The organism is Aliiglaciecola sp. SL4 (assembly GCF_041538045.1).
Lineage (GTDB): Bacteria > Pseudomonadota > Gammaproteobacteria > Enterobacterales > Alteromonadaceae > Aliiglaciecola.
In genome coordinates this window covers 555,670-580,424 of sequence record NZ_JBGOSE010000001.1, presented here as the reverse complement: position 1 = coordinate 580,424, position 24,755 = coordinate 555,670, and the positions used below count along the sequence as shown (strand labels likewise).

20 protein-coding genes are annotated in these 24,755 nt (G+C 42.4%); 8 read left to right on the top strand and 12 right to left on the bottom strand.

Features of this window, described 5'->3' with window-relative positions; translation table 11 throughout:
* Nucleotides 1–9: 9 nt before the first annotated feature.
* The 6 genes from AB6T38_RS02625 to AB6T38_RS02600 all read right to left on the bottom strand — a co-directional run bounded on the left by AB6T38_RS02625 (nt 10) and on the right by AB6T38_RS02600 (nt 6,527).
* Nucleotides 10–546: a phage tail protein gene (locus AB6T38_RS02625; protein ID WP_372545783.1), complete on the bottom strand. Its 537-nt coding sequence runs from the start codon at nt 544–546 to the stop codon at nt 10–12.
* Nucleotides 546–2,621 carry a phage tail sheath family protein gene (locus AB6T38_RS02620; protein ID WP_372545781.1) on the bottom strand — a complete coding sequence of 692 codons (2,076 nt, stop codon included), beginning with the start codon at nt 2,619–2,621 and terminating at the stop codon, nt 546–548. Before AB6T38_RS02620 ends, AB6T38_RS02625 begins: the two co-directional genes overlap by 1 nt.
* Before the next feature lie 26 nt (nt 2,622–2,647).
* Nucleotides 2,648–3,097, bottom strand: a complete 450-nt coding sequence (locus AB6T38_RS02615) for a phage tail protein (RefSeq protein ID WP_372545780.1) — start codon at nt 3,095–3,097, stop codon at nt 2,648–2,650.
* Between the two features lie 24 nt (nt 3,098–3,121).
* Nucleotides 3,122–5,029 carry a phage tail sheath family protein gene (locus AB6T38_RS02610; protein ID WP_372545778.1) on the bottom strand — a complete coding sequence of 636 codons (1,908 nt, stop codon included), beginning with the start codon at nt 5,027–5,029 and terminating at the stop codon, nt 3,122–3,124.
* A gap of 89 nt (nt 5,030–5,118) precedes the next feature.
* Nucleotides 5,119–5,922 (bottom strand): hypothetical protein, encoded by an 804-nt coding sequence (locus tag AB6T38_RS02605; protein ID WP_372545777.1) that lies wholly within the window; start codon nt 5,920–5,922, stop codon nt 5,119–5,121.
* Complete coding sequence (locus tag AB6T38_RS02600) at nt 5,919–6,527, bottom strand: DUF4255 domain-containing protein (RefSeq protein ID WP_372545776.1); 609 nt, start codon at nt 6,525–6,527, stop codon at nt 5,919–5,921. Before AB6T38_RS02600 ends, AB6T38_RS02605 begins: the two co-directional genes overlap by 4 nt.
* Before the next feature lie 820 nt (nt 6,528–7,347).
* Here AB6T38_RS02600 and AB6T38_RS02595 point away from each other — a divergent pair.
* A complete protein-coding gene (locus AB6T38_RS02595; protein WP_372545775.1) occupies nt 7,348–8,250 on the top strand; it encodes a PEP-CTERM sorting domain-containing protein in 903 nt (300 codons plus the stop codon).
* 10 nt (nt 8,251–8,260) lie between these two features.
* Here the strand turns inward: AB6T38_RS02595 and AB6T38_RS02590 are convergent, their stop codons facing one another.
* The gene (locus tag AB6T38_RS02590) at nt 8,261–8,869 is read right to left on the bottom strand and encodes an ECF-type sigma factor (protein ID WP_372545774.1); all 609 of its coding nucleotides are present in this window, start codon (nt 8,867–8,869) and stop codon (nt 8,261–8,263) included.
* A gap of 179 nt (nt 8,870–9,048) precedes the next feature.
* On the opposite strand from AB6T38_RS02590, the gene AB6T38_RS02585 reads away from it, so the two are divergent.
* Complete coding sequence (locus AB6T38_RS02585) at nt 9,049–11,451, top strand: serine/threonine protein kinase (protein ID WP_372545773.1); 2,403 nt, start codon at nt 9,049–9,051, stop codon at nt 11,449–11,451.
* 170 nt (nt 11,452–11,621) lie between these two features.
* Here AB6T38_RS02585 and AB6T38_RS02580 read toward each other — a convergent pair whose 3' ends face one another.
* The gene (locus tag AB6T38_RS02580) at nt 11,622–12,767 is read right to left on the bottom strand and encodes an alpha-hydroxy acid oxidase (protein ID WP_348489611.1); all 1,146 of its coding nucleotides are present in this window, start codon (nt 12,765–12,767) and stop codon (nt 11,622–11,624) included.
* A gap of 615 nt (nt 12,768–13,382) precedes the next feature.
* Here AB6T38_RS02580 and AB6T38_RS02575 point away from each other — a divergent pair.
* Genes AB6T38_RS02575 through cynS form a run of 3 tightly spaced genes read left to right on the top strand, consistent with a single transcriptional unit; the run spans nt 13,383 to nt 16,420 of the window.
* Nucleotides 13,383–14,249 (top strand): formate/nitrite transporter family protein, encoded by an 867-nt coding sequence (locus tag AB6T38_RS02575; protein ID WP_372545772.1) that lies wholly within the window; start codon nt 13,383–13,385, stop codon nt 14,247–14,249.
* Nucleotides 14,236–15,963, top strand: coding sequence for a protein kinase (locus AB6T38_RS02570; RefSeq protein WP_372545771.1), 1,728 nt, complete (start codon nt 14,236–14,238; stop codon nt 15,961–15,963). The genes AB6T38_RS02575 and AB6T38_RS02570 overlap by 14 nt, the downstream gene beginning before the upstream one ends.
* 10 nt (nt 15,964–15,973) lie before the next feature.
* Nucleotides 15,974–16,420 carry a cyanase gene (cynS, locus tag AB6T38_RS02565; protein WP_372545769.1) on the top strand — a complete coding sequence of 149 codons (447 nt, stop codon included), beginning with the start codon at nt 15,974–15,976 and terminating at the stop codon, nt 16,418–16,420.
* A 21-nt stretch (nt 16,421–16,441) separates the two neighbouring features.
* Here cynS and AB6T38_RS02560 read toward each other — a convergent pair whose 3' ends face one another.
* Together AB6T38_RS02560 and AB6T38_RS02555 are read right to left on the bottom strand one after the other, a co-directional pair.
* Nucleotides 16,442–16,987 carry a hypothetical protein gene (locus tag AB6T38_RS02560; RefSeq protein ID WP_372545768.1) on the bottom strand — a complete coding sequence of 182 codons (546 nt, stop codon included), beginning with the start codon at nt 16,985–16,987 and terminating at the stop codon, nt 16,442–16,444.
* A 228-nt stretch (nt 16,988–17,215) separates the two neighbouring features.
* A complete protein-coding gene (locus AB6T38_RS02555) occupies nt 17,216–18,721 on the bottom strand; it encodes a sodium/solute symporter (protein ID WP_372545767.1) in 1,506 nt (501 codons plus the stop codon).
* A gap of 399 nt (nt 18,722–19,120) precedes the next feature.
* Here AB6T38_RS02555 and AB6T38_RS02550 point away from each other — a divergent pair, with 399 nt between their 5' ends.
* The 3 genes from AB6T38_RS02550 to AB6T38_RS02540 are packed head-to-tail and all read left to right on the top strand — an operon-like array spanning nt 19,121 to nt 22,112.
* Complete coding sequence (locus tag AB6T38_RS02550) at nt 19,121–20,032, top strand: HlyD family secretion protein (protein ID WP_372546042.1); 912 nt, start codon at nt 19,121–19,123, stop codon at nt 20,030–20,032.
* A gap of 2 nt (nt 20,033–20,034) precedes the next feature.
* Complete coding sequence (locus AB6T38_RS02545; protein WP_372545765.1) at nt 20,035–20,967, top strand: ATP-binding cassette domain-containing protein; 933 nt, start codon at nt 20,035–20,037, stop codon at nt 20,965–20,967.
* The gene (locus AB6T38_RS02540; RefSeq protein ID WP_372545764.1) at nt 20,964–22,112 is read left to right on the top strand and encodes an ABC transporter permease; all 1,149 of its coding nucleotides are present in this window, start codon (nt 20,964–20,966) and stop codon (nt 22,110–22,112) included. The genes AB6T38_RS02545 and AB6T38_RS02540 overlap by 4 nt, the downstream gene beginning before the upstream one ends.
* 25 nt (nt 22,113–22,137) lie before the next feature.
* Here the strand turns inward: AB6T38_RS02540 and AB6T38_RS02535 are convergent, their stop codons facing one another.
* Both AB6T38_RS02535 and AB6T38_RS02530 read right to left on the bottom strand, forming a co-directional pair.
* On the bottom strand, nt 22,138–23,541 hold the full coding sequence (locus AB6T38_RS02535) for an MBL fold metallo-hydrolase RNA specificity domain-containing protein (protein ID WP_372545762.1): 1,404 nt from the start codon (nt 23,539–23,541) through the stop codon (nt 22,138–22,140).
* A gap of 163 nt (nt 23,542–23,704) precedes the next feature.
* Complete coding sequence (locus AB6T38_RS02530) at nt 23,705–24,532, bottom strand: universal stress protein (protein ID WP_372545761.1); 828 nt, start codon at nt 24,530–24,532, stop codon at nt 23,705–23,707.
* Nucleotides 24,533–24,755 lie beyond the last annotated feature (223 nt).

The window sequence follows — 24,755 nt, the reverse complement described above, 5'->3', positions numbered from 1 at the left end:
TCTGCATGATTAATCAAATAACATTCGTAACCCTTCATGGGCTAAGTGCAGTTCTTCTAACGCTACATCGCCACTTTTTGCGTTCAGAGATGGCCCACTGACTTTGGTAGGCAATGCCCGATCAAAGGCCCAAGTCGCAATGATAGGCGCATCTTTTGATGGGCTTTTACGATGTCCATATACCTTAATAATGCCGTCATAGCGGGTAACGGGAAGACTGCCACTGACCACCGATTGAATCCATTCCCACACATCCATAGCAAGCTTGTTATCAGCGTTATAAAACATGCCTCTTTTGAGTACTAAGTTTTGATACTTTGCGCTGCCTACCTGCTGAATAACCCCATCATTTCGTCCACCTTCTTGAATTTGCTGTACGTCCATTTGGATCTCTAAACCGCTGCATTCAGCAAAACCTCCGTCTCCCAACACATCCTTACCACTGGTATTGGGACTTGATGTGAGGTTGCTACCAGATTCAATATTCGCTGCCTTGATTAAGCTAATTTCAAAATTGAAATTTGATAGTAAAAATCGGGATTCCATTATTTGCTCACCATTTTCAATGACCCATCGGCTTCACGACTGAATTGCAAAATGAGGTATTCCAAAGGTTCTGCTGGTGCCACGCCAATGTGTGCCACTAACCTGCCCGAATCGACAACTTGAGGACTATTTAAGGTTTCGTCACAGCGCACAAAATACGCCTGTTCTGGCGAGTTGCCTTTGAATGCGCCAGCAATAAATAGTTGTTTTAAAAAGCTCTGAAGTTTGAACTTCACGTCCAGCCATAACGCTGGCGTATTGGGTTCAAACACCACCCACTGCATCTGTTGCAACAAGACCCGGCGCAACATCACCATCAACCTCACCACACTTAACTGTCGCCATTGCCGTTGCTGGCTGACGGTTCTTGCACCACTGAGCCATATACCATCTCGCTGCTGCACAAAAACGTTTATGCCCAATGGGTGCAACTGATCATGAAATTTGTCAGAAACCTTAATCTGTAACGAGAACACTGATTTAGCGAGACGATTGGCAGGGCCATGGGTTAAGCCATGTTGCAACTCACTGGCAGCGATAACACCAGCTGCCACGGCTGAAGGGTTAATAATTTTAGGTGAGCTACCAATTTGACCATCGGGATTGTATTGATTAACTTTCAACCAAGGATGGTAAGCGGCGCAATATTCACTATTAAATTTAGATCGCCACTGGGTAATTTGTTGTGGGGTTAGTGTCGGAGGCACATCAAGCAACACCACAAACTCTTTCAATTGCTTGGCAAAAGACACTAAGCCTTGTTGCAAACTAATAATAAGGTCTCGATCTTCGGGCAATTGCGGATCGAGTCGTAACTTTAGCAATGAAGGTAAAGCCGTTTCAACCTCCAAAGTCGCCGTTTCCTGTTCAATGCAGGGCGCAAAATCAGCACCAGACAAAGGTTCTGGTGGTTCATTATGCAGCACTTTTTCAAAGGGTTCAGGGCCATATAAGTCTGGGACGACCATTAAAGAACAATCCGACAGGTTCGACACACAATGCACACCACTGCCAAAATGCTCATCTCCTAACACCCAACGGCTATCAAAAAAATCGGCATGGGAGATATCTTGATAACGGTCTTCACCACCACTAAATAGGCTAGGATTAATCGCTAACTGGGTGGCACTGTTGAGGGTGTGTGCATTTTGGTTAAAGGGAGATAAATCCTGAGGATAGAGTTCACTCAACAACCAATTACGTTGTGGATCAACTAAGTTCGACTCAGTTAACAACACCCGACCTAAAAAACGCGGGTGACTTGGACTAAGGGCTAAGTTAGCAAACTCTTCTGATATGCCGGTAGCATTATCGATAATGCTCAGTTGGCCTTCAACCAATTCTATTTTTTTAGGTACAGCTGGTAAAGGCGCAGTACTAAAATCCAAAGTCCAATATTCAGATGCACTAACGCTATCCCCTTGCCGTTTAAATTGGTTAATAAACCGGTATTCAGAAAATTGACTGCCAGGGTTTGTAATATCGTCATTGACTATGCGCAATAAACAGCCACTTTCAAGGCCTTGAGTACTGGCAAAACTAATTGTGCTGGCATCACTGTTGTCTGTTAAAAACTCAACCGGCGTTAACGAAATTCCTGCTGCAGCACTGAGTTGGTTTCCCCAAATGCCTTCATTTTTGGCATTTAAACCTATGCCAGCTCCCTGGGCTCTGAGGTTTTCAATCATGCAGCTGGCCACTGCATCGAGATTAACCACAGCATCGTCATATTCATGGACAATTCTGCAGATGTAGGCTTCCTGACCACCTTGTTCAAAAAAGTTAGCTACGGCGTAGACCAACCTTCCTGGCGATTCGAAACCACCATAAAGCCGTCTAAACTGCTCCCAACTACTCACTTTTATCGCCACTGTTCTATCTCTTACAAACCAATTGTCGGCGATACTCTGCAAGTCTAATTGTTCACCAGTGGCTATATGATGACGCCGTGATGGTCCCTTAGGTGCTACTCCCACAAAGGCGCACACATCCATTTTGACCTGACCCAACGAACTTTGGGTTCGATCCATTATGGATATGATATTTGGTGCACCAAGTAACACGCCTAAGCCCATTGGCAATCTCCTCAAAACCTACGGATTTAGCTGTATTTACAGCCTTCACAGACTAAGCTAAGCTCTTCCATTGCCACTTCCCCACCGCCTTTTGCGGCCAAAGTTGGCCCTGTCCATTTTTTCGGTTGCGCGTTGCGCAATTCCCAACTGGCTACGGCTTCTCTTGCTTCATCCAATAACGTAATCACAACTAAACGTGGTTCATGGGCACCCGCACTTACGTTAGTCAGCCACTCCCATAAGGCAGTTGAACCAATTAATCCTCGTTTTAAGATGATATCATCCACTTTGAAGGTATTGGCAATTTTGCGCACAGTATTCACTTTCTCGTTACCGTTGCGGTACTCGGCGTAACTCACTTCAACCCCCAGCCCACTGACGTCTGAAAAGCCACCGACTAACTCGGATTCTTGTCCATCATTCAGTGATACTAAAAAATTAAAGGCGCTGTAGGGATCTTCTCTAAATGTCGCCATAACAAATGTCCTCTTGTAAATTTATTAGCTTGCATCAGCGGTATATTGACCAATCCGGAAAATCACGAACTCCGCAGGTTTAACCGGCGCGATACCAATTAAGCAAACCAGACGACCATTATCTAAATCGTTCTGGGTCATAGTGGTACGGTCACAGCGCACGAAAAATGCGTCTTCTGGTTTTGCACCAAGGAGTGCACCATCGCGCCATAAAACCAACAAAAAATCTTCCACCATGCGCCGAATATTGTCCCAAAGAATCCGGTTGTTAGGCTCAAACACCGCCCATTGACTGCTTTGGTCAATGGAGTTTTCGATGAAGATAAATAAGCGACGCACATTCACGTACTTCCACTCGGGATCTGAGCTCATGGTACGCGCGCCCCACACTCTAAACCCTCGTCCTTCGAAATAGCGAAGCGCGTTAATGCCTTCAGGATTAATCACTTCGTTGCGGGGTTTATTAATATTTAACTCAAAACGGGTTAGGCCACGGATGACTTCGTTGGCAGGTGCTTTGTGGACTCCGCGTTCAATATCGTTGCGGGCATAAATACCGGTGATAAATCCACTGGGAGGCAGGGCAATTTGTCGCGGCGGTGTGCCCTGTGAAAAGCGCTCATTAGGATCAAAGATATTGATCCAGGGGTAATACAGAGCGGCATATTTACTATCAAATTGTGCACGAAAATCCCTTATCTCATTTAGCGAACTATTGATGGGACCATCAACCACGGCAATGCGATAACGTTCTCGTTCAGCATGGGATACTAAACTTTGGGCGGCCACCCGACTGAGTAGGCTTGAACCCATATCTCCTGAGTCGGGTAATGCCACTATGGCAATATCTTCAACTTCGGCTAAGGCCTCTAAACCTGTGGCCTTAAGACTCGCATCGTCGGGGTCAGCAGCGCTACCGGCTAAATTATCAGGAGTCACCATCACGCCGTCGTTGCCTCCTTCGAAGCGATATCCGTAAATATCCTCAGCGTCATCAGCACCCCGCAAATCAGCGGCTAACTGGGCCGCAGCAAGCTGATTTCCGGCAGTGGGTTGCCAGTTAAACCAAAATGGACAATCGGGATCTTCAGGGGTGTCGATATCAAAAATGCGACCTAAATAACGCTTCTGAGCGGGATCTGTGGCCAAGTCAGCATACTCACTAATTTGACTGCCAAGGGTAACTTGAACCCGCAGTTGGATCAGCTGCACCACATCGGTGTCGTTGAGGGCCGTAGAGCTGCCATCATCAGCGGATATAAACGTCTGCACCCCATCAGAATCAATACTCACGACCCTGAGGTTATCGATATTCAGAGGTTGATTGCCAACTGGTGCTGGTAAATCGGCGTTTGCGATAACCTCAACGACAGCACCGTTTTGCACACCTCGCACTTGCACTAAACTTAGATCGGTATTTTCATAGGCGATATTTTTGCTTCGAGTCACTAAAACCTTGGCAAACATATTTCCCATTTCACCGGGCCAGCGTGCTTGCAAAATCACGTCAGGGTTCCCCGTAATGGGAACAGCTACACGACCTATTCCCCAAGCATCTGCAGCGGTATCAAAGTCGGCTGAGTCAGCACCTGTATTGGCGGCAAAAACCCGAGATACATATAATCGCTTACCGCCGTTTTCAAAAAATGCTCTGGCACTATGGGCAAGGTATGGTAATCGTGGCGAAGGCGCACCACCGTCATCAATTTGAATCGTTTCTAACGCACCATAAACCCGTTCAAATTCGGTAAAGCTGGTGATCAGTCTTGGTTCGCAACTTGTTGGTCCTTGTATTCCCTGCTCGCGATAACAAACCGGCCCCCATTTCGCCATTCCGGCAAATCCTGTGGTGCTGGTTGGTACACCTTCGATTGATTTTGATCGAAAGCTAACTTCCTCTACAAAGACGCCTGGGGCTAGATATTCTGGCATGGCTCTTGTGCTCCTTTACTATCGGTTATCCCGATGATTAATTCGTTTTTACAGCTAATAGACTCCTTAAAATGAACATCATTTGTCCTTTAAGGGGGATTAAAAACAATGTCGTTGACTTCATGACTCGACAACATCTGACTTAATTGAAATGGTATTGAAACTGAACTTTGGGATGCCACATAGTTAGCCGGAATCACTTCTCCGGAACTAACGGGATCACTTGCTTGGGGCTCGCTAACAACTTCTATGGGGAGGTCCCAATAGGGATCGTGCATGCTGTTAGGTATTTGTGGCATTGCCGTAGCTCGGCCATATACCATGAGCTCGAACCCAACACTTTGACGTAAACTTTCATCAGGCACGGCATTGGGCGGGATCAGCATTAAAAATTCACCGCGGTCGTCCCCTCTGGCTCTGGCTAAAATTGTGTTTACGTCAGTGGGCGAACGTAATTCAATGATACTCCAACGTAGTGGCTCATCATTAAAGATGACTTTTCCTCGCAAACCGGTACACCTAGCATTTATCGGATAGGCAGCACCTGGGAAAATTACCGGTCGGCGCTGTCTTGACTGCAAATAGTCTGGTGGTTGGGCCGCTTCTATGTCCAAAATTTGTTGTAGAGTCAACACCGAAATGGATAACCTGCGGGGCACATAACGACGGTAAGCATCAAAGATTCGTATTTGAATGGGGGTGCTTAAATCCCCTTGGTAAGACAATGAGAAACGCCCAGAAGGGTGTCTTAATAGCTTGGTATCTGAAGGGTGCTCCACTTCAATATTAACCGCGAAGGGCAAGTCAGCTTGGGTGAGCCAATCGGTGGGTAAAATGCCAAGTAAAAGCCGTTTATTCACGACAATAGCGGAGTCAAATAACGAAACTGTCATGGCCGCACCACTTCACTAGTGAGAACTTGATCAGCAAGACCAACTTCCCGCAATGGATCTTGGCGGCGCCCTTGCATCACTACCATTTTCGCCATATAGGGTACACACAATTTATAGTCTATGGGCAGAGAATCAAAAATTCGCATTAAGTCTTCGGTGGACAACTCCTCTAAACTCAACTGAATACTGTCGTTAGTCGCCCAATTGGTAACAGGATCCAGCATAGGACCAGTTAACAATGGATGGTCTTCCAAACATTGTATGGTTCTGCCGAGAATGCGGTATTCCTGATCTGCCGTGATCCCCCATGGAATCATCAAAAAATGGAATTCAAGGGGTAAATGGGCTCTACCTTTAGCAAGTGCTTTTCCTGCATAAGCCGCTCGACTGGTGCTATTAAAATCCACTCGGTATAAAAACAAAGCAAGACAAGGTGGCGTAATAAGAGGGTTATCTTCTAGGTTCAAATCTTCGGTTCGGGCAAGCACAACGGTAGTGTCAGTGGAACTCGATCCACCGGGTATGGGTTGCTGTTGATCAAAGCAGTAAGTTAAAAATCGAACTAGACTACTTCCCACTGCCGCTACAGACGCAAAATCAGCCATCTCTGTACACTCATAAACATTGACTCATCCATTGAACAATTAACCTGTTTAAAAAAAGAGCTTTATCTGAGGAGCATCTGCACGTACTTTAATTAAAAGCCACGATCAACGAACTCACCCAATTCACACGAGGCTCCATATGCTCTCGGTTTGAACAGATTTGTTAGACTGCTGTTTAAAAATTATTAGTCACAATACCCTTTGGTATTTATTCTTAATGCTCGCTATTAACTACGAGATAAATTCAGGAAGGAAATGCAAAACCCTATATCTAAAGCGGTAAAATTAAAAACCATTAACGATTAAATATTAATCTATTAATTGCTTTTTGCAACCTTAAACCGACAATATCGAACATAAATCAATCAATTTCACACTCCAAAAACTATCATCATAAATTGACAAGCCTATCTATTACTGGCTCGAGCCCAAGTTTTTATCATCCAAATAAATCGAGAAGTTTTAAAATTATTTTTAGGATAAATATGAAGAGTTATCTCGATTTCAATTAAGCAAGAAAAATGGTTGTCTTAAAACGACAGAGAGTGTTGCTTATAGGGTACAAAATAATTTTACTATGTGACTATTTGATACCTAACAAATCCAGTGATTCCATTAACATTTTTTTTATTAAAATATCTTTATAAAAAAATCACATATTTTGACCTTAAGTTCACAATATTACGCCTATTTAAAATAGCGGTTTGTTCGATCGCTAATCTATCGATTACCAAAACGACGTATGCAGGTTTGTGTTGTTTAACACTGGAGTACTGCAAGGCAAATAGGTAGGTTAATTTATTTACATTAGGATAAGAAAATGGAACTTAGAAAAAACATTATAAAAACAAGCAGTGCAGTACTGTTTAGTGTCTGCGTTATTCAACCAGCAATATCTGCTGTCATAGTCGATGATTCGTCTTACTTTGTTAGACCTGCTCTTAGAGTGAGCACAGGGGAGTTAATAGATGGGATTACGGTAAATGGTGAAACTGAAGTCATGCTTAGCCAAGGTGTTTCAGGGTATTCAGAATCCACTGTTAACCTAAGTGAAGGTACCGTAAAGATGTACTCTTCTGAATATGGGTCAACTTTAGATGGACTGCAAACTTTTGGTAGTTTTGGCGAAAGAGTAACCATTAAAAATGGTGCAGGAAGTAACTGGGATGTAGGCTTTGATATTGAAGGCTTCTTAGACGTGTATGCGGGCGCACCATTGATTCCAAGCGTAGATACATCACCTAGTATTTTTTATGATGTAGGCATTGCGGTTTACCCTGCAGGCGAAGTGTCGTGGAATAACTTTGTGCCTGGTTTTAACGATTTTACGCCTATTTTGTACGAGTACAATTCAGCCTATGATCTTATTGACGCTGATGCAGAAAGTAGTTACTACGATTTATTTACCAGTGCGTTGGGATCAGTGGAGATTGTATCAGATTACGAGGTTTTCGATATTTTTGCTTTTACCAATGTGATTGTTAGTTCAGATTACGGAGACGGATTAGAGGCCTACGATGCGGATTTCATGCACACAGCGTCATTCAACATGAATTTTGCCGAAGGAGTGGATGCTTATTCAAGTTCAGGTGATTTTATGGGATTAGCTAAACTGCCAGCAGATGACGGCGGTCCTAGTCAGATACCTGAACCTGAATCCTTGTTGTTATTTGCATCAGGAATTACGCTGCTCTTCACGCGGCGCAAGTTTATCGTCAGCTAAGCGCATAAAATTACGTTTCGGCATCGGGTAACCGATCTTGCATATCAAGTTCGTTCAACAGCCAAGCACGAGATACACGCCAGTTGCGCTTGATTGTTGAGGGGGATGTGCCTATTACGGCGGCGATTTCATCAATGGACACGCCGCCAAAATAGCGCATTTCAACTATTTTCGCGCGTGTTTTGTCGATGTCGGCCAATTTATTGAGCGCATCATCGAGCGAGCACAAACTAAAAGTATCATCACGTTCTTGATCTGCAAAATGATTAGTTAATAAAGTCACTTTTTGATGAGAGCGTTTATCTGCATATCTTTTACGGGCATGGTCGACTAAAACACGACGCATAATTTGCGCACAAATTGCTAAAAAGTGAGCTTTATCTTGCCATTTAATTTGTTCGAGATTGACTAGACGAATAGCCGCTTCGTGTACCAGATCGCCAGCAGATAAAGAAACACCACCTTCACGTTGCAGGCAAAAGGCAGAAAGGCGGGTCAATTCGTTGTATAACACATCAAAAAGCCTATTGCGCGAGCTGATATCTCCCTCTCGCCAGGCAAATAACAATTGGTCAACAGAGCCAGTATTTGAGCAAGAGTGAGAGCTAGTAGATGACATGTTTACCCCGATAGACTGTTGCTTAGATATCCATTGCAACTAAACCAAAATAGCATATATTTTATACACGCTCGTTTTAGAATAATAAAATCAATAATATATGTCGAATATTTAAATTAAATTGACGATGTAAACTTAAATTAATTTCAAGTCAATTGACCTTAATATGGGATAAAGCCATGACCACAGGTTCAACACAATTTGAATTACAAGCAATGCAACTGTTTGAAGCTTCTTTAGATATCCCTAATGAACAACGGAAAGATTGGTTAACAGAGCAAACAGGGAAAAATACTAAATTACGAAACCGGGTCTTGCAGTTGTTAGAAAAAGATGAGATTTCCGAAAACGTATTGCATACCGGAAAGGTCGATGTGGATTCCTATACAATTGATCTACCCGAAAAAATTGGTGCCTACAAAATAATCCAATTAATTGGCCAAGGTGGTATGGGTGCAGTTTACAAAGGGAAACGTGACAGCGGTGACTTTGAACATGATGTAGCAATTAAAGTAATACGCACTAAAGCGTTATCTGCGCAGCTGATCGAACGATTTGAACGGGAAAGACAAACCTTAGCGCAACTCATCCATCCAAATATAGCCAGACTTTACGATGGTGGACAAACACCGCAAACAATGCCCTATTTTATTATGGAATTTATTGACGGGCTGCCTCTAACCAAGTGGTGCGAACAACAAAATTTAAGCGATTCGACTCGCATTCAACTATTAATAAAAGCTTGTGAAGCTGTTCGTTATGCGCACCAAAACCTGATTATTCATCGAGATATTACCCCGTCTAACGTGCTGGTTGATAAAACTGGTGAAGTAAAATTGATTGATTTTGGTATTGCCAAACCTACATCGACTCAAAGTGACAACTTTCACGCTTCAAGCTCTCTTGTAAGTATGAGCTTTACCCCGGGTTTTGCAGCTCCTGAACGAGCTACAGGTGACGGTAATAACACCTTAGTTGATATCTATTCTTTAGGTAAATTGCTGGAATCTATTTTTAATGGACGTAGTATCCCAAAAGAACTGCAAGCAATAATTAATCAAGCAACAGCTACGCTACCACAGCAACGTTTTCAAACAGTAAATGCATTAATAGTCGAACTAGAAAACTACTTACAGCAATTCCCAGTAACCGCTTACTCCACTTCTAACACCTATAAATTTAGCAAGTTTATTAAGCGTCATACTAAAGCGTCAATGATTGCAGGATTAGCAATAGTGGCAATTTTGTCAGCGCTAGGAACCTCTATATTTCAATATCAACGTGCTGAACAAAACTTAGTACAGGCGCAAGCTCGATTCGATGAGGTTAGGGCATTGGCAAAGTACCAAATTTTTGATTTGTACGATAATTTAAAACGCGTTGCAGGAAACACCAGTATCCGTGCTGATTTAGCTCAACGAGGACAACAATACCTAGCCAACTTGAGTAAACAAGCAAATGCATCAGCTGATATCAAACTTGAAACGGCCCAAGGATATATTCGTTTAGCGCGGATTTTTGGCGTGCCTGCCGAACCTAACTTGGGTGATGTTACTATTTCACGCGCTAATTTATCTAGAGCCCAAGCGATGTTGGATGAACTGGCGTTGTCGGCACCCAACTTAGCCGATGTAAAAGCCACAAAAGGAGAGTTGATGGCAGCACAAGGGATGATTTTGGTTCACGATGATAGTGATTTAGTAGCTGCAGAGCAGACAATTGCGAAAGGTCGAGAAATACTGGGATCAGTCCCGCACCCCAAAAGAAGTGAACTTTGGTATCTAGCCCAACGAAGTTTGTTATATACCGATTTAGAAAGAGCAGATCAGGCTGGTGATTCTCATTACTTACGAGAAAATGCCAATCGATTAAGCCAAGATACAGAACAATGGCCTAGTGCGATGCAAAATCGTGCAATTGCAAAGCAAGACCAAGCCTACAGCTTCTATTGGTTAGCCATGGCTGATTATATTGACAGGAACAATACTAAAGCAATTCAACATTTTCGTGAGGCAGACCGCCGGCTAAGTGCACTGGAAGCTAATCAGCCCAATGACCCCATGCTGCTCTATTTACTGTCATGGACAAATTACATCGCTTATGGTGCAGCAGCAAATTTACATGATCAAAATCAATCAATAGAATTTTTAGATAAAGCCACTGCAACCACAGAAAAGCTGAAAACATTGCAAGAGGGTGATGCGTCTATTACCCGTCTTGCCATGCAAATGCGCGAAGCAAAATCACAATTATTAGCGGAAATGGGTGACTTTGAACAAGCAATTTCCCAACAAATTGATATAGTTGCAGAGCAAAAGCGCTTGGCAGAAGCTAAACCCGAACCTTCCCAATATTCTACCTGGGCATTTTCCCATTTGATCCTAGCCTACATGTATCGAGATGTAGATAGGCTAACCGATGCATGCAGCAGCCTCGAAATTGCCGAGCAACTTTTGCGACCATTTATCGCAAACAAACAACTCAGTGGTTACATGTACAATGCTGCAACTCGCCTACCTTCTGCTATCGAAAAGTGTCGAAATGGAGAAGATTTACCCACCATGAAATGGTTATTGGATTAGTCAGAATGCTTTATTTTAAGCAGTAAGCTCTTTCCTAAAAATGATTAAGTGGGTAAATTTACAGCGAAGGTTGTACCTAATTTTCACTCATCTTTATTAATGGTCTTTTAATGGTAATGCCTTACATTACCATTAAAAAATAACATCGTCTGGACGCGAAGTATCGAACCTTAACGAAAACGTAAATTGTGTTTTGATAGTTCAGCGACCGAACTACACCCCATAAGTCGCATATCACGTTCAATTTCGGCTTTCATTAACCCTAGTGCTCGCTCTACACCTCCTTGTCCTGCTGCTGCAAGGGCATATAAATACAAACGTCCGACACCAACAGCTTTAGCGCCTAAAGACAGGGCTTTAAGTACATGAGTTCCCCTTTGCACGCCACTATCAAACATAACATCAATCTTATCGCCAACTGCATCGACAATTTCAGCTAAATGGTCAAAGGAGCTGCGCGAACCATCTAGCTGACGTCCACCATGATTTGAGATAACAATACCGGTACAGCCTATATCCACAGCCTTACGAGCATCTTCAACACTCATAATTCCTTTTAAACAAAACTGTCCATCCCAAAACTTGACCATTTCAGCGACATCATCCCAATTCATCGCAGGGTCGAGCATATTAGTAAAATAATCACCTATGGAACTAGCACCACCTCCCATATCCACATGTTCGTCTAACTGTGGTAACGCAAATTTTTCGTGGGTGACGTAATTTATCCCCCACATTGGTTTAGTGGCGAACTGCCATAAGCCTGACAGGTTGAGCCTAAATGGAATTGAAAAACCGGTACGCAGATCTCTTTCACGATTGCCACCGGTAATCGAATCAACCGTTAGCATCATTACTTCGATTTTAGATGCCTTGGCCCGTTCCATCATGGCTCTATTAAGGCCTCGATCTTTATGAAAATAAAATTGGTAAACCTGAGGTGTATCATATTGTTTAGCAATTTCTTCCATACTCACAGTTCCCAAGGAAGAAACACCAAACATAGTGCCAAACTTTGCAGCTGAGGCTGCAACCGCTCGTTCACCTTGGTGATGAAAGAGTCGCTGCAATGCTGTAGGAGAACAATAAATAGGTAGTTCTAATCTTTGACCCATCACCTCAACACTTAAATCAATATCTTTTACCCCCGTTAACACCTTAGGCACTAAATCACATTGATTGAACGCTTCTGAATTGCGTCTTAGGGTCACTTCATCATCAGCGCCTCCGTCAATATAATTGAATATTGGCCCGGGTAATCGCTTTTTGGCGAGAGTTCGAAAATCATGAAAGTTATGGCAATGTTTTAGTCGCATACTGGGATCCCGATGGGTTTTATTGGGTTAGTTATATCAGTGAATAATTTATAGGGTTTAACAAAAAAACTAACAATCAATAATAAACGATTGTTACTGCACTTACACCGGCCCGTTAGGGACGTTTTCTCGCCTACATATTATGAAAATTCATTTAAAAACTTTCAGCAAATGTAACTTCCCTCATCATCGCTGTTTTGCCTGCAAGTTTTGCCATAAGTCCAACTGCATCAAAATAATCGAGCAAGTAATAAGTAGAATAAAATCATGAATGGTTACATATCAACCTGCCATTTTTAACTTAGAAGCACTCTATCATTTTTATTTGAATGATTAAATACAGTGAATCTTTGCACCAATAAAACTCATTAAACTTGAGGGTGAATATATAAACAATTGATAATAAACAATTTATTTTTTGGCTTATATTTTGCTTTGATTAAAATGTAACTCAACGAAGAGTCTACGGTCACAATATTCGAACAAAGGCGTTCAACTTCCTATGCACTGTATAGGAATTTGAACGTTTTTTTTTGGCCAGTAGAAAACGCAAGCCAGATGCATTGGCATGAGAGACAACAAACAAATTTGAACACTAATTTTACGAGGGTACTTATGGCTTATTTACTTCCAGCAGAATTCGTCACCAAAATGGTCGATGCAGGCGAATCAAAAATATTTATGTCAACTCGCGATACACTTATTCGCGGCTACATGGCTGGCGCAATACTCGCACTAGCAGCGGTATTTGCAATTACCATAGCGGTTCAAACAGGCATGTTTCTACTAGGTGCGATTTTATTCCCAGTGGGTTTTTGTATGCTGTATTTAATGGGCTTTGATTTGCTCACTGGCGTGTTTGTTCTTTGTCCACTAGCTTGGCTCGATAAACGTCCAGGTGTAACCATAAAAGGGATATTACGTAACTGGGGACTGGTGTTTTTAGGTAACTTTGGTGGCGCGTTAACAGTCGCCTTTATGATGGCCTTTATTTTTACCTACGGTTTTAATATTGATCCTGGGGCTATCGGTATAAAAGTAGCGTCCATTGGTGAAGCTCGAACGCTAGGATATGCCCAGTATGGTACAGCAGGCTGGTTCACTATCTTTATCCGCGGCATGTTATGTAACTGGATGGTATCTTTAGGTGTAGTTGGAGCAATGATTTCAACGCATGTGAGTGGTAAAGTGATTGCCATGTGGATGCCTATATTTTTGTTCTTTTTTATGGGTTTTGAACATTCTGTAGTTAACATGTTTTTGTTTCCGTTTAGCCTTATCTTAGGTGGTGAATTTTCAGTTGTTGATTACTTTATCTGGAACGAAATCCCCACAGCATTAGGTAACCTTGTTGGTGGCTTGGCTTTCACTGGATTAACGCTTTATACAACTCATGTTCGCACTGGCTCTAAACGAAAAGTAGCTAAAGTTTCTCCTGAAACTATTGCTTCTGGCACTGTCGCGCCAAATGCTGCTAACTAAACTAGTTAACGGCCAGTACTCAAGTGCTGGCCGCAAAACTATCAATCAAGATTTTTATGGTCTTGCTTCACCTACTCAGGTGCAAGCGCAATTAAATGGCTACGCCGCGGCTGTGGCAGATGGTATTAGTAGTAGTGAGGTAAGCCATATTGCTAGTCAAGCTGCAGTTAACAGTTTTATTCACGATTATTATTCAACCTCTGATGCATGGTCAGTAGAAACATCAGCAAAACGAGTTATCACTTCCATCAATGCCTGGTTATTTGCTCACAGTAAACATACTGAACACAAATATGATCCAGATAAAGGCTATGTTTGTACCTTTGCTGCTGTTGTTGTTAAAGGCAATATCGCCCATCTATTTCATGTGGGTGACTCACGAATTTACCTCTGCCGTCATAACAGTATTCAACAATTGACCAACGACCATCAACAAATCGCCGCTGAGGGAGTAAGTTATCTCAGTCGCGCTTTGGGCATGCAGGATTCAGTTGAAATTGATCATCAACAGTTTACGTTATGTGAAGGAGACACTCTGCTGCTAAGTACCGATGGTTTCCATAACTTTATTGACCCTTCCGTTTTATTAACGCATTTAAACCATCAAACTCAGGTAAACGATACGCTAGCAGAGAATTTAGTTCAGCAAGCTATAGAAAATGGCAGTGATGATAATATCACGGTGCAAATAATACAGGTTCAATCACTCAGTTCAGAATGTACCAGTCCAGTGAGTAACCTAGTAGATAGCTTGCCACTGCCTCCCCCATTGCACCCGGGTTTTCACATTGATGGCTTTAAGGTGATTCGTCAGTTACATTATTCTGCCCGCAGTCATGTTTACCTCGTTAATGATGTAGAAACGGAAAAGCCTGTTGTTTTGAAAACACCATCCGTAGATTTACAGGATGACAATGGCTACTTAGAGCGATTCTGTCTAGAAGAGTGGATATCTCGTCGAATTAATAATGTTCACGTTCTAAAAGCCCCGAAAACTGAACGTCCAAAAAGCTATCTGTACACCTTATCTGAATATGTCGAAGGTCAATCACTGCAGCAATGGTTAACTGATAATCCAAATCCAGGCTTAGAAACTGTTAGAGACATCATTGAACAAGTGGCTCGTGGTTTACAAGCTTTCCACCGACTGGAGATGCTGCATCAAGATATACGTCCCGAGAACATTATGATTGACCTCAATGGGACGGTTAAAATTATCGATTTTGGTTCTACAATGGTAGCTGGTATAGAAGAGCTAGGTTGTGAACAACTAACATTGGCACTTCCTGGAACAGCGTTGTATATGGCCCCTGAGTATTTTTTAGGGGAAATGGGAACGCAGCGTTCCGATTTGTTTTCGTTAGCCGTATTAACCTATTACATGTTAAGTGGCCGTTACCCTTACGAAACTCACGTTGCTAAAACTCGTACTTTTGCCCAACAGCGAAAGCTAAATTATCAATCGGTTTTAGATGCCCATCGACACATTCCAACATGGGTAGATGCGTGCTTACGCACAGCATTGCAAGTAGATCCGTACAAACGCTACGACGCCCTATCTGAATTTATTCACGATTTACGTCACCCAAATCCACAATTTTTACAACAAAGCAAAGCGCCACTAATAGAACGCAGTCCTTTGCTTTTTTGGAAGTGGCTCAGTGCACTGCTGGTGTTACTTAACTTTTATTTACTTTATCTTTTAAATCATTGAGGACCTAACTATGAAAAGTCGCGAAGAAGTTACTACTGCTATATTGGTAAGCAAAGTTAAAAATGGTATTTTTTGGCAACAAGTCGCAGATCTGATTGGTAAATCTAAAGAGTGGACCACTGCAGGTTGTTTAGGGCAAATGACTTTCACTGCAGAACAAGCGCAAAAAATTGGCGAGTTATTTGACCTAGATGAGAATGCCATTGCTTGGTTGCAAGTAGTGCCATACAAAGGCTCGTTGCCAGAAAGTGTTCCTACAGATCCTTTGATCTACCGTTTTTATGAGCTAGTTAATGTATACGGCACCACGATTAAATCACTAATCCATGAGGAATTCGGTGACGGTATTATGAGTGCCATTGATTTTTCCATGGATATTCAACGGGAAAACAATCCTGCAGGAGATAGAGTCAATATCGTCCTATCAGGAAAGTTCTTACCTTATAAATCCTATTAGCGCTTAGCTTGTAGGATTAAGCTAACTTGCGAGGTTTGATGCTAATTGTTTGGCATCAAACACTTTATTCGGGTTTGCGGGTGTCCCATTCCCCATTTTAATCACCAGGGTCGCATTGATTTTATCCGCCACTTGCTCAGATACCACGGTTCCGCCCTGGTAAGTAGAAGCTGTGGAAATGGTACAACCTAAAAGCCCACAGCTTGATGTTGTGGTTGGATTGGTTGAAACATCGGGGATGACTCTATTCACTTCTTTGGTTTCAACATCCGTATCACTTTGAATAATTTCGAACCAGCTAAACCCTTTAGATAATGTGAGATTAGCCGCGTGAAGTAATGCGTAGTCTTTTGCTGTAACGCTGTCGGTTTTAGCATTACCGCTAAAAATAATTTGATACTGGTCATCACTCAGTTTTTTGTTGCTATAGCCTAGTTCACCATAATCTTCTGCTGCGACAAATGTTGTCGGTTGAATGCTTGCACACCCCACCCAAATCAAACTGGACAACATAATTAACAGTGGCGTTTTTAAAATTAATTTTAGTGGGCTTGTATTAATATTCATAAGCAATCCTTAACGGTGTTTATACAACTTCACCTTGTGTTAATTTAGACACAAGATATGAAACTTGTTTATGTTAAGTAAGCTGATTCCAATTTACGTGCCACCTTTACATTCACCTACGCGCCCTCTAACCCCCTGTTTATCAACGATTAAGAAACAGGGCGAATCGGTAAATGAGTGATTTTTACATTTCCACCGGTAAATTATGCTCGATGTATAAATAATACTCTAAGCTAGTAACAAACTGGGTAAAACTAAGCAAAATAGGGTTAAAGCTACGCTTAATCCGATTAGCATTAACACATTCGAAACGGACAACAATCGAATACTGGGCTGATGAGAATCAGTTGGTTTAGTCAAAAACGTCATTAAATACCCCACCGCAATAGTGGTAACAAATCCGATTAAATTCCACCAAAACCAAAATATCGGACTTTCAAATAGCCATAGTCCCATGTTCACTAATACCCCTGCCGCTAAACCTGTATTAGCAGCATAAGAGGCAATTTTTTTACTGTAGATCCCCAATAGAAAAATAGCTAAAACCGGACCATAAAAAACCGAACCAATTTTATTGATCGCTTCAATTATAGTAGGCGCGATGTCGCCGGCAATAAATGACAAAAACAGTGTCACTAAGCCCCACCCTATACCAGCTAAACGGGCATATTTGATGTAGGTTTCATTATTCGGTTGATGTTTAAACAAACGACATAGATCTTCGACAGAAACAGCGGCTAAACTGTTTACCGCTGAACTCAGGGAAGACATGGCAGCGGCCATAATGGCCACCACTAACAGACCAATAATACCACTTGGTAAATAGTTAATGATAAAAATAGGCATCATCCAGTCTGGATTATCAGCTGGAATTTGAGCTTGTAAAGAAGGAGTGTTCATCACCATTGCGCCAATAACTAAACCTGCAGCACAGTACACAAGGGTGATGGGAAAACGACAAATTGCTACGGTTAACATCATCTTTTTCAGGTCACTCAGGTTATGAGCAGACAAAGAGCGTTGCGCTTCCGATTGATCACAGCCGTAATACGACGCATAAAGCACGATTCCACCAAATAGCATGGGCAATAAACCAAAGTCGTTACCCGAGAGACCAAATTGATCGGGCTTTACCGCCACTAAACGCGCTGGTTCAATCAGGGTGAGTGCCTGCTCTACTCCCCCGATGTGGTCCACAGCAACCCAAAGACAGGTCAAGGCTCCCCCAAAAATCAGAATCATTTGCAGTGCATCACCATATACCACTGCTTTCATTCCGCCCATGGCCGAATAAACTAAAGTAATCACCCCGATTAACACAATACTGTGCCACTGCTCCATCCCCATGGTACCTTGCAAAATAAGGGAAATGGCGTAAATCATAATCGCTGTTGCTACTGAACGACTCAATTGAAAGACAAAGCTGATAAGTAATCGAGTGGAACGGGAAAAGCGTCGCTCTAAGTATTCATAAACGCTTACCACACCAGATTTATGTAACGAGGGTAACAATCGCCAGAGCATTAATGCCACCGCAGCGGGCAGCGCCAATTCATAGGATAGCCATATCAAACCGCCGCCTTCACGCAAACCAACAAAAGCAGGCGCTGAAATAAAGCTAACGGCTGAAAGTTGTGTTGCCATCACAGATAAGGACAATGCAGGCCAAGGGATACTGCGTCCGCCTAGAAAGTAATCATCTCGATTTCGCTGTTGCCGGAAGAGTAATCCCATACATAGCAAACCCAATAAATAAAATCCAACAATCGAGTAATCGAGCCAAGACAAAATAGTTCTCCCTAAAGATTTTTTAGAATAATTATAGATGGGGCATTTTTTACTACCATATCAAGGATTTGCGAAATATTGAAATACACTTTGTGAGCCATTGCTAGATTGACGAATAGTTAAGGTGTAGTCTAAGTGCATCAGCAAAATTTTGTGTAAAGGCCAAATGTCCACAGGGTAATTTTGGCATCCGAGTCATCAATAACAACAACGTATTCACTTTACTGATGATATACACATTTGTAAGGATAACTAATGCCCCCATTGCCACTCCTATCGATGAAATTGACCAGCAAACCTGCACTTATCCATAAAGGTTTAACGCTGACCTTATTAGCCTTGTTAATGTTTATCAGTGGCTGTGAAGACAATAAAACAGGTCTAGCCCTAGGTACGTTGGAACGAAATAGAATTGCGCACACAGCCACAGTTAACGAAGTCGTCACCGAATTGCCCATTCCCCAAGGGACGCTAGTAAAAAAAGGCGATGTACTGGTGAAACTGGATGATCGTCAACAAAAAGCAATCGTGGCCAAAGCAAAAGCGTCCGTCGCCGAAGCACAGGCAAATTTAGATAAGCTAAGAAACGGAGCTCGCCCTGAAGAAGTCGCTTCAGCCAGTGCTAAATTGGAAGGAGCCCAAGCCGCATTAACGGAAAGTGAAACCGCGTACCAAAGAGCGAAAAATCTGATTTCCCAAAAGTTGGTCAGTCAAGCCAATCTAGATCAAGCGCTGGCCACACGGGATGCAAAAGCAGCCGCGGTTCACGAAGCAGAAGAAGCTTTGCTATTGCTTACCAATGGTACCCGACCAGAGGACTTAGAAATAGGCAAAGCCAATTTGGCGATGATGGAAGCCGTGCTTGCCAGTGAAATTAAGAAGCTAGAGGATTTGACCATAGTCGCCACACGGGATGGCCGACTCGATAATCTGCCTTGGAATTTAGGTGAAAGAGTAACTATGGGCAGTCCCGTCGCCATAGTTTTGGCAGGTATTGCCCCCTATGCGCGGATTTATATTCCAGAACCTTATCGCGTAAAAATAAAAGTAGGTGACAGTTTACCACTGCATGTCGATGGCCTAACAGAAACGATTGAAGGCACAGTACGTTGGATTTCTATTGAGCCTGCATTCACCCCATATTACGCGTTAAATCAAGAAGAACGCGCCCGTTTAATGTATTTAGCCGAAGTGCAGTTACCCAGCCAATACGCAGATTTGGCCAATGGTGTTGCTGTACAAGTTGAGCTTCCGTAACCATGAAAACCTCCCCTGAATGGGTGATACAAGCCAAACAATTAAGTCGTCACTTTGGTGACTTAAAAGCTATTGATCAACTTGATCTTAACGTGGAAAAAAGCACCATTTACGGATTTTTAGGCCCAAATGGATGCGGCAAAACGACCGCAATAAGAATGCTCACGGGTTTGTTGAAACCCACTTCTGGCGAAGTCACAGTATTGGGATTAAAGCTCCCAGATGACGCTGAAAAGCTACGCTTGAAAATGGGCTACATGACGCAAAAGTTTTCGCTGTATAACAATCTAACGGTGAAGGAAAACCTGCAATTCATTGCCAAAATATACGGGATTTCTGGTTTTGCGCAAAAACAGCGGATCAGTGAATTGTTATCGGTTTACGGTTTAGATCAAAAACAGCGGCAACTAGCAGGCAGTTTAAGTGGTGGACAACGACAGCGTCTAGCCCTTGCGGCAGCAACGCTACACAAGCCTCAATTGCTATTTCTAGATGAGCCTACTTCCGCCGTTGACCCTGAAAATCGACGTGAGTTTTGGGAGCAATTATTCGATTTGTGTGAACAAGGTACCAGTATCTTGGTCTCCACTCATTATATGGACGAAGCGGAGCGTTGCCATAAACTGGCTATTTTAGAAAATGGCTTAAAACGAGCAGACGGCAGCCCTGAAGAATTAATGAAAAACATGGCGGCAAAAGTGGTCGAAATAGAAGCTCAGGGGATACGGCAATTAAAACAACAAATTATTACCCTTCCCAATATAATTACCGCTGCGCAATTAGGTGCTAGATTACGAGTATTAGTCAAAGATTCCCAGCCAGATCCATTAGCCTACCTGCAACACCATTCACAACTTGCTAACGACAAACTCAACCTAGTAAGACCAAGTTTAGAGGATGTGTTTATTACCTGTACCGGAGGCGGACGACAATGATCACCGCTTTGTATCGCATCCAAGCAATCTTTTTTAAAGAACTAACCCAATTAAAACGTGACAGAATGACCTTTGGCATGGTGATTATGATCCCATTGGTGCAATTAATTTTATTTGGTTACGCCATCAATACTAATGTTAGACATATTCCTGTGGCACTGGTTGATCATAGCCAAACAGCCCTAAGTAGAGTCCTAGTACAAACGGTTACCGCCACCCAAGTAGTTAAATTCACTGAGCAATACAATGATATTGATAGTGCTCAAAAAGCCATGGAACGCACAGATGTGCGGGCGATTTTATTTATTCCCCACGATCTAAGTCAACGCTTGTCCCGCAGTTCGAGTGTCGGTTTGGGCTTACCTGCTGCCAGTGATGAACAAACCAGTCGTCCTGTTGCACAGTGGGTAGTTGATGGTTCAGACACCATGATTGCAAGCTCCATTAAAAGTTTACGTTCAATGCCCTTGGTTGAGTTGCTGCGCCAACCTGCCAATCGCTCAACACCAACCTTTGAAGTGACACTATTTTATAATCCCGAACAACGGACTGCAGTAAATATAGTGCCAGGTTTGCTGGGCATCATTCTCACCATGACCATGATTATGTTTACCTCTGCAGCTATTGTCAGAGAGAGTGAACATGGCAACATGGAAATGCTAATTACCACGCCAATTAAACCCATAGAATTAATGGTAGGCAAGATCATTCCCTATATATTCATTGGGTTACTCCAAGTGATTATTATTTTAGGCTTGGGTTATTATGTGTTTAATGTACCAGTGAATGGCGGACTGCTGCCCTTATTTGGTGTGACACTGTTGTTTATTGCGGCAAGTTTAGTGTTGGGGCTAGTGATCTCAACCATTGCCACCAATCAATTACAGTCAATGCAAATGACCATCTTTATTTTGTTACCCTCTATACTGCTTTCAGGGTTTATGTTTCCCTATGAAGGTATGCCGTTAACCGCCCAATACATTGCCGAGGCCTTACCCGCTACACATTTTATGCGCTTGATACGAGGCGTTATTCTCAAAGATGTGGAATTTACTGACATGACCTTTGATGTCTATTGGTTATTGCTTTTCACCGTATTGGGATTGGTAGTCGCTTCCTTGCGATTTAAGAAAAACTTAGACTAATCTTATTTATAATTCGGCTATAAAATTAAAATTGAATCGTCTGATTAAGTGTTGGAATGGTTGCCTGCCAACCCACTTTTTTAAACGCTTCTTGTAAAGTCAGTTTGGCTTTTTCTTCACCATGAACCAAGAACAGTTGTGGTTTTTTAGTGGTGAAGCCTGCAGCCCATTGAATTAACTGAGCCTGGCTAGCGTGAGCGGAAAACCCTCCCATGGTATGGATTTGCGCTTTAACTGCGATAGTTTCCCCAGCAATTTTATAAGTTTTTGCGCCGTCCACTAATGCTCTTCCGGGCGTGCCAATTGCTTGAAAACCAACAAAAATCACATGAGACTGTTTACGCCATAAATTGTGTTTTAAATGATGGCGTATTCTGCCGCCATTACACATCCCACTACCGGCAATAAAAATAGCTCCTCTGTCGATTTGATTCAGCGCCATAGACTCCTCAGTACTACTTGAATATCGCAATACCGGTAAAAATTTATGAAGACTTTGTTGATTGTTTTGTCCGCCCATTGCTGCACGGTCATCTTCATTAAACACATTTTGGTAGCGATGATAAATTTCCGTAACCGCAATCGCCATGGGGCTATCTAGAAAAACAGCTTGTTGTTTTAATTTACCTTTTTGATATAACTCACCGAGTCGAAAAATTATCTCTTGGGTTCTACCAACCGCAAAGGAGGGAATTAAAATATTGCCACCGTTTTCAGAAGCCTCGGTTATAACATCTTCAAACTCCTGCAATGTCGCTTCCATAGAGCGATGCTCGCGATCACCATAAGTGGATTCAAGCAGCAATACATCTGCCTCTTTAACCAACTCAGGATCGTTTAACAATGCCGCTTGTGAATTGCCAAGATCACCAGAAAACACTAACTTTTTAGCCCCGCCCTGCTCATCTATCAGCACCTCTACAATGGCAGATCCAAGGATATGACCAGCATCAAGAAAATGAATAGATACATCTTCTGTAATTTCACGTTTTTGGTGATATTTGATACCAATACAGTCGTCTAATGTTGTTTCCACATCTTGCAGGTTATACAGGGGTTCAAGCTCTTCTTTACCGGCGCGGCGACGACGTTTGTTTTCCCATTCAACATCTCGCTGTTGCAAAGATGCGGCGTCCTTAAGCAACACCTCTATTAACTCTTTTGTAGCCGAGGTCATATAGATTGGACACGTTAAGCCCTGAGAAATTAATAAGGGTAAACGACCAGAGTGATCCAAATGGGCGTGGGAAAGCACAACACCATCTAGTTGGCTGACATCAAAGGGTAACGGCTTTAAGTTTGCCTCTTCCTCCACTCTTCGGCCTTGAAACAAACCACAATCTAGCAAAATCTTGCTATTCTCGGTTTGCAGTAAATACATAGAGCCCGTTACGCCTTCAATAGCACCGTAAAACGTCAATTTAGCCATGGTTCTCTCCAAATGTAATCTGATATTGGCCTAGGCAACTCAGAATTTGCAGGTACTCGGCGTTAGTTAGTCTAAAATAGTATCCGTGAACCCGTGTAAAAGCCGTTAAAACTAGCGACTAGTGTCAACTGAGCTTTGAATATTGCATAGGATTGACTAAGCGCTACTGCCTAACAATAAGCACATCAACCGTCAGCCGGTTGAGGATTTTTTCAGCCGTATTGCCGATTAACATTCCTTTGATTCCCTTGCGACCAACGTTACCAATGACGACCAAGTTCGCTTTCATTTTGCTGGCGACCGAAGGGATCAAAGCATAGGCAGAGCCGGCCTCAATTTTCACTGTATAGTCAGTAAACACACCTGTATCTTCTACAATTTTTTCAAGTTTATCTTTGGATAACTTACCTTTTTTAACCATCACCTCACCGGGCTCAGTTATATCAAATTCTTGTTTTATACGCGGAATGGGGATCACCCCTAAAACAGAAACATCCGCTGACAACTGCTTGGCGATATGTGCAGAGGTATTCAGGACTTTGTCGTTTAATTCTTTTTGGGCATCGGTTCTAGTGAAAATATCAACAGTGCCTAGCAACTTAAACTGACCGCGCCAGCGATTATCACCACATAACAAGACACTGGATTTAATCGGGCCTTTTAGTGCCGCTTTGATCAGTGAAAAGTCCAATTCTTCCCGTCCCAATTGAGGACGGTGAATGAATGTGGTATCGAATTCGTCATGGCTGAGAGTTTTAAACAGTAACTCTTCGCGCTCTGCTGCGGATGTAACTGTCTCCATTAGAATTGTTATTTTGCATGCATCTGCCACTTCACTGTTAATTAAGGTAGTCAGTCCCTCAACGTTAGAATCAAGTAAATCATTAGCTATATACAGCACCGTAATACTGGAAGGCGCAAACTTTAATGCCTTTTTTAGCATCGGCTTAACACTTTCTTTCCTCTCGGCAACAACTAAAATATGTTTCATCATCCTTCCTTAATTTATATTAGACTCATCTTAGATTGGGAATTCAATTGCACCTTAAGCATAGTTTAAATCTGCTTAAATTGACTGATCCACATCAATATCTAGCGAGATAAAGTACCGAATTATTTACAAGGGATTCGCTATACCAAGAGAAGCAAGTAAGTTAAGTAAAAGGCACAAGATTTTTTAAGAAGCGTTAGTTTTTTAAAGCTGCCAAGCTAGC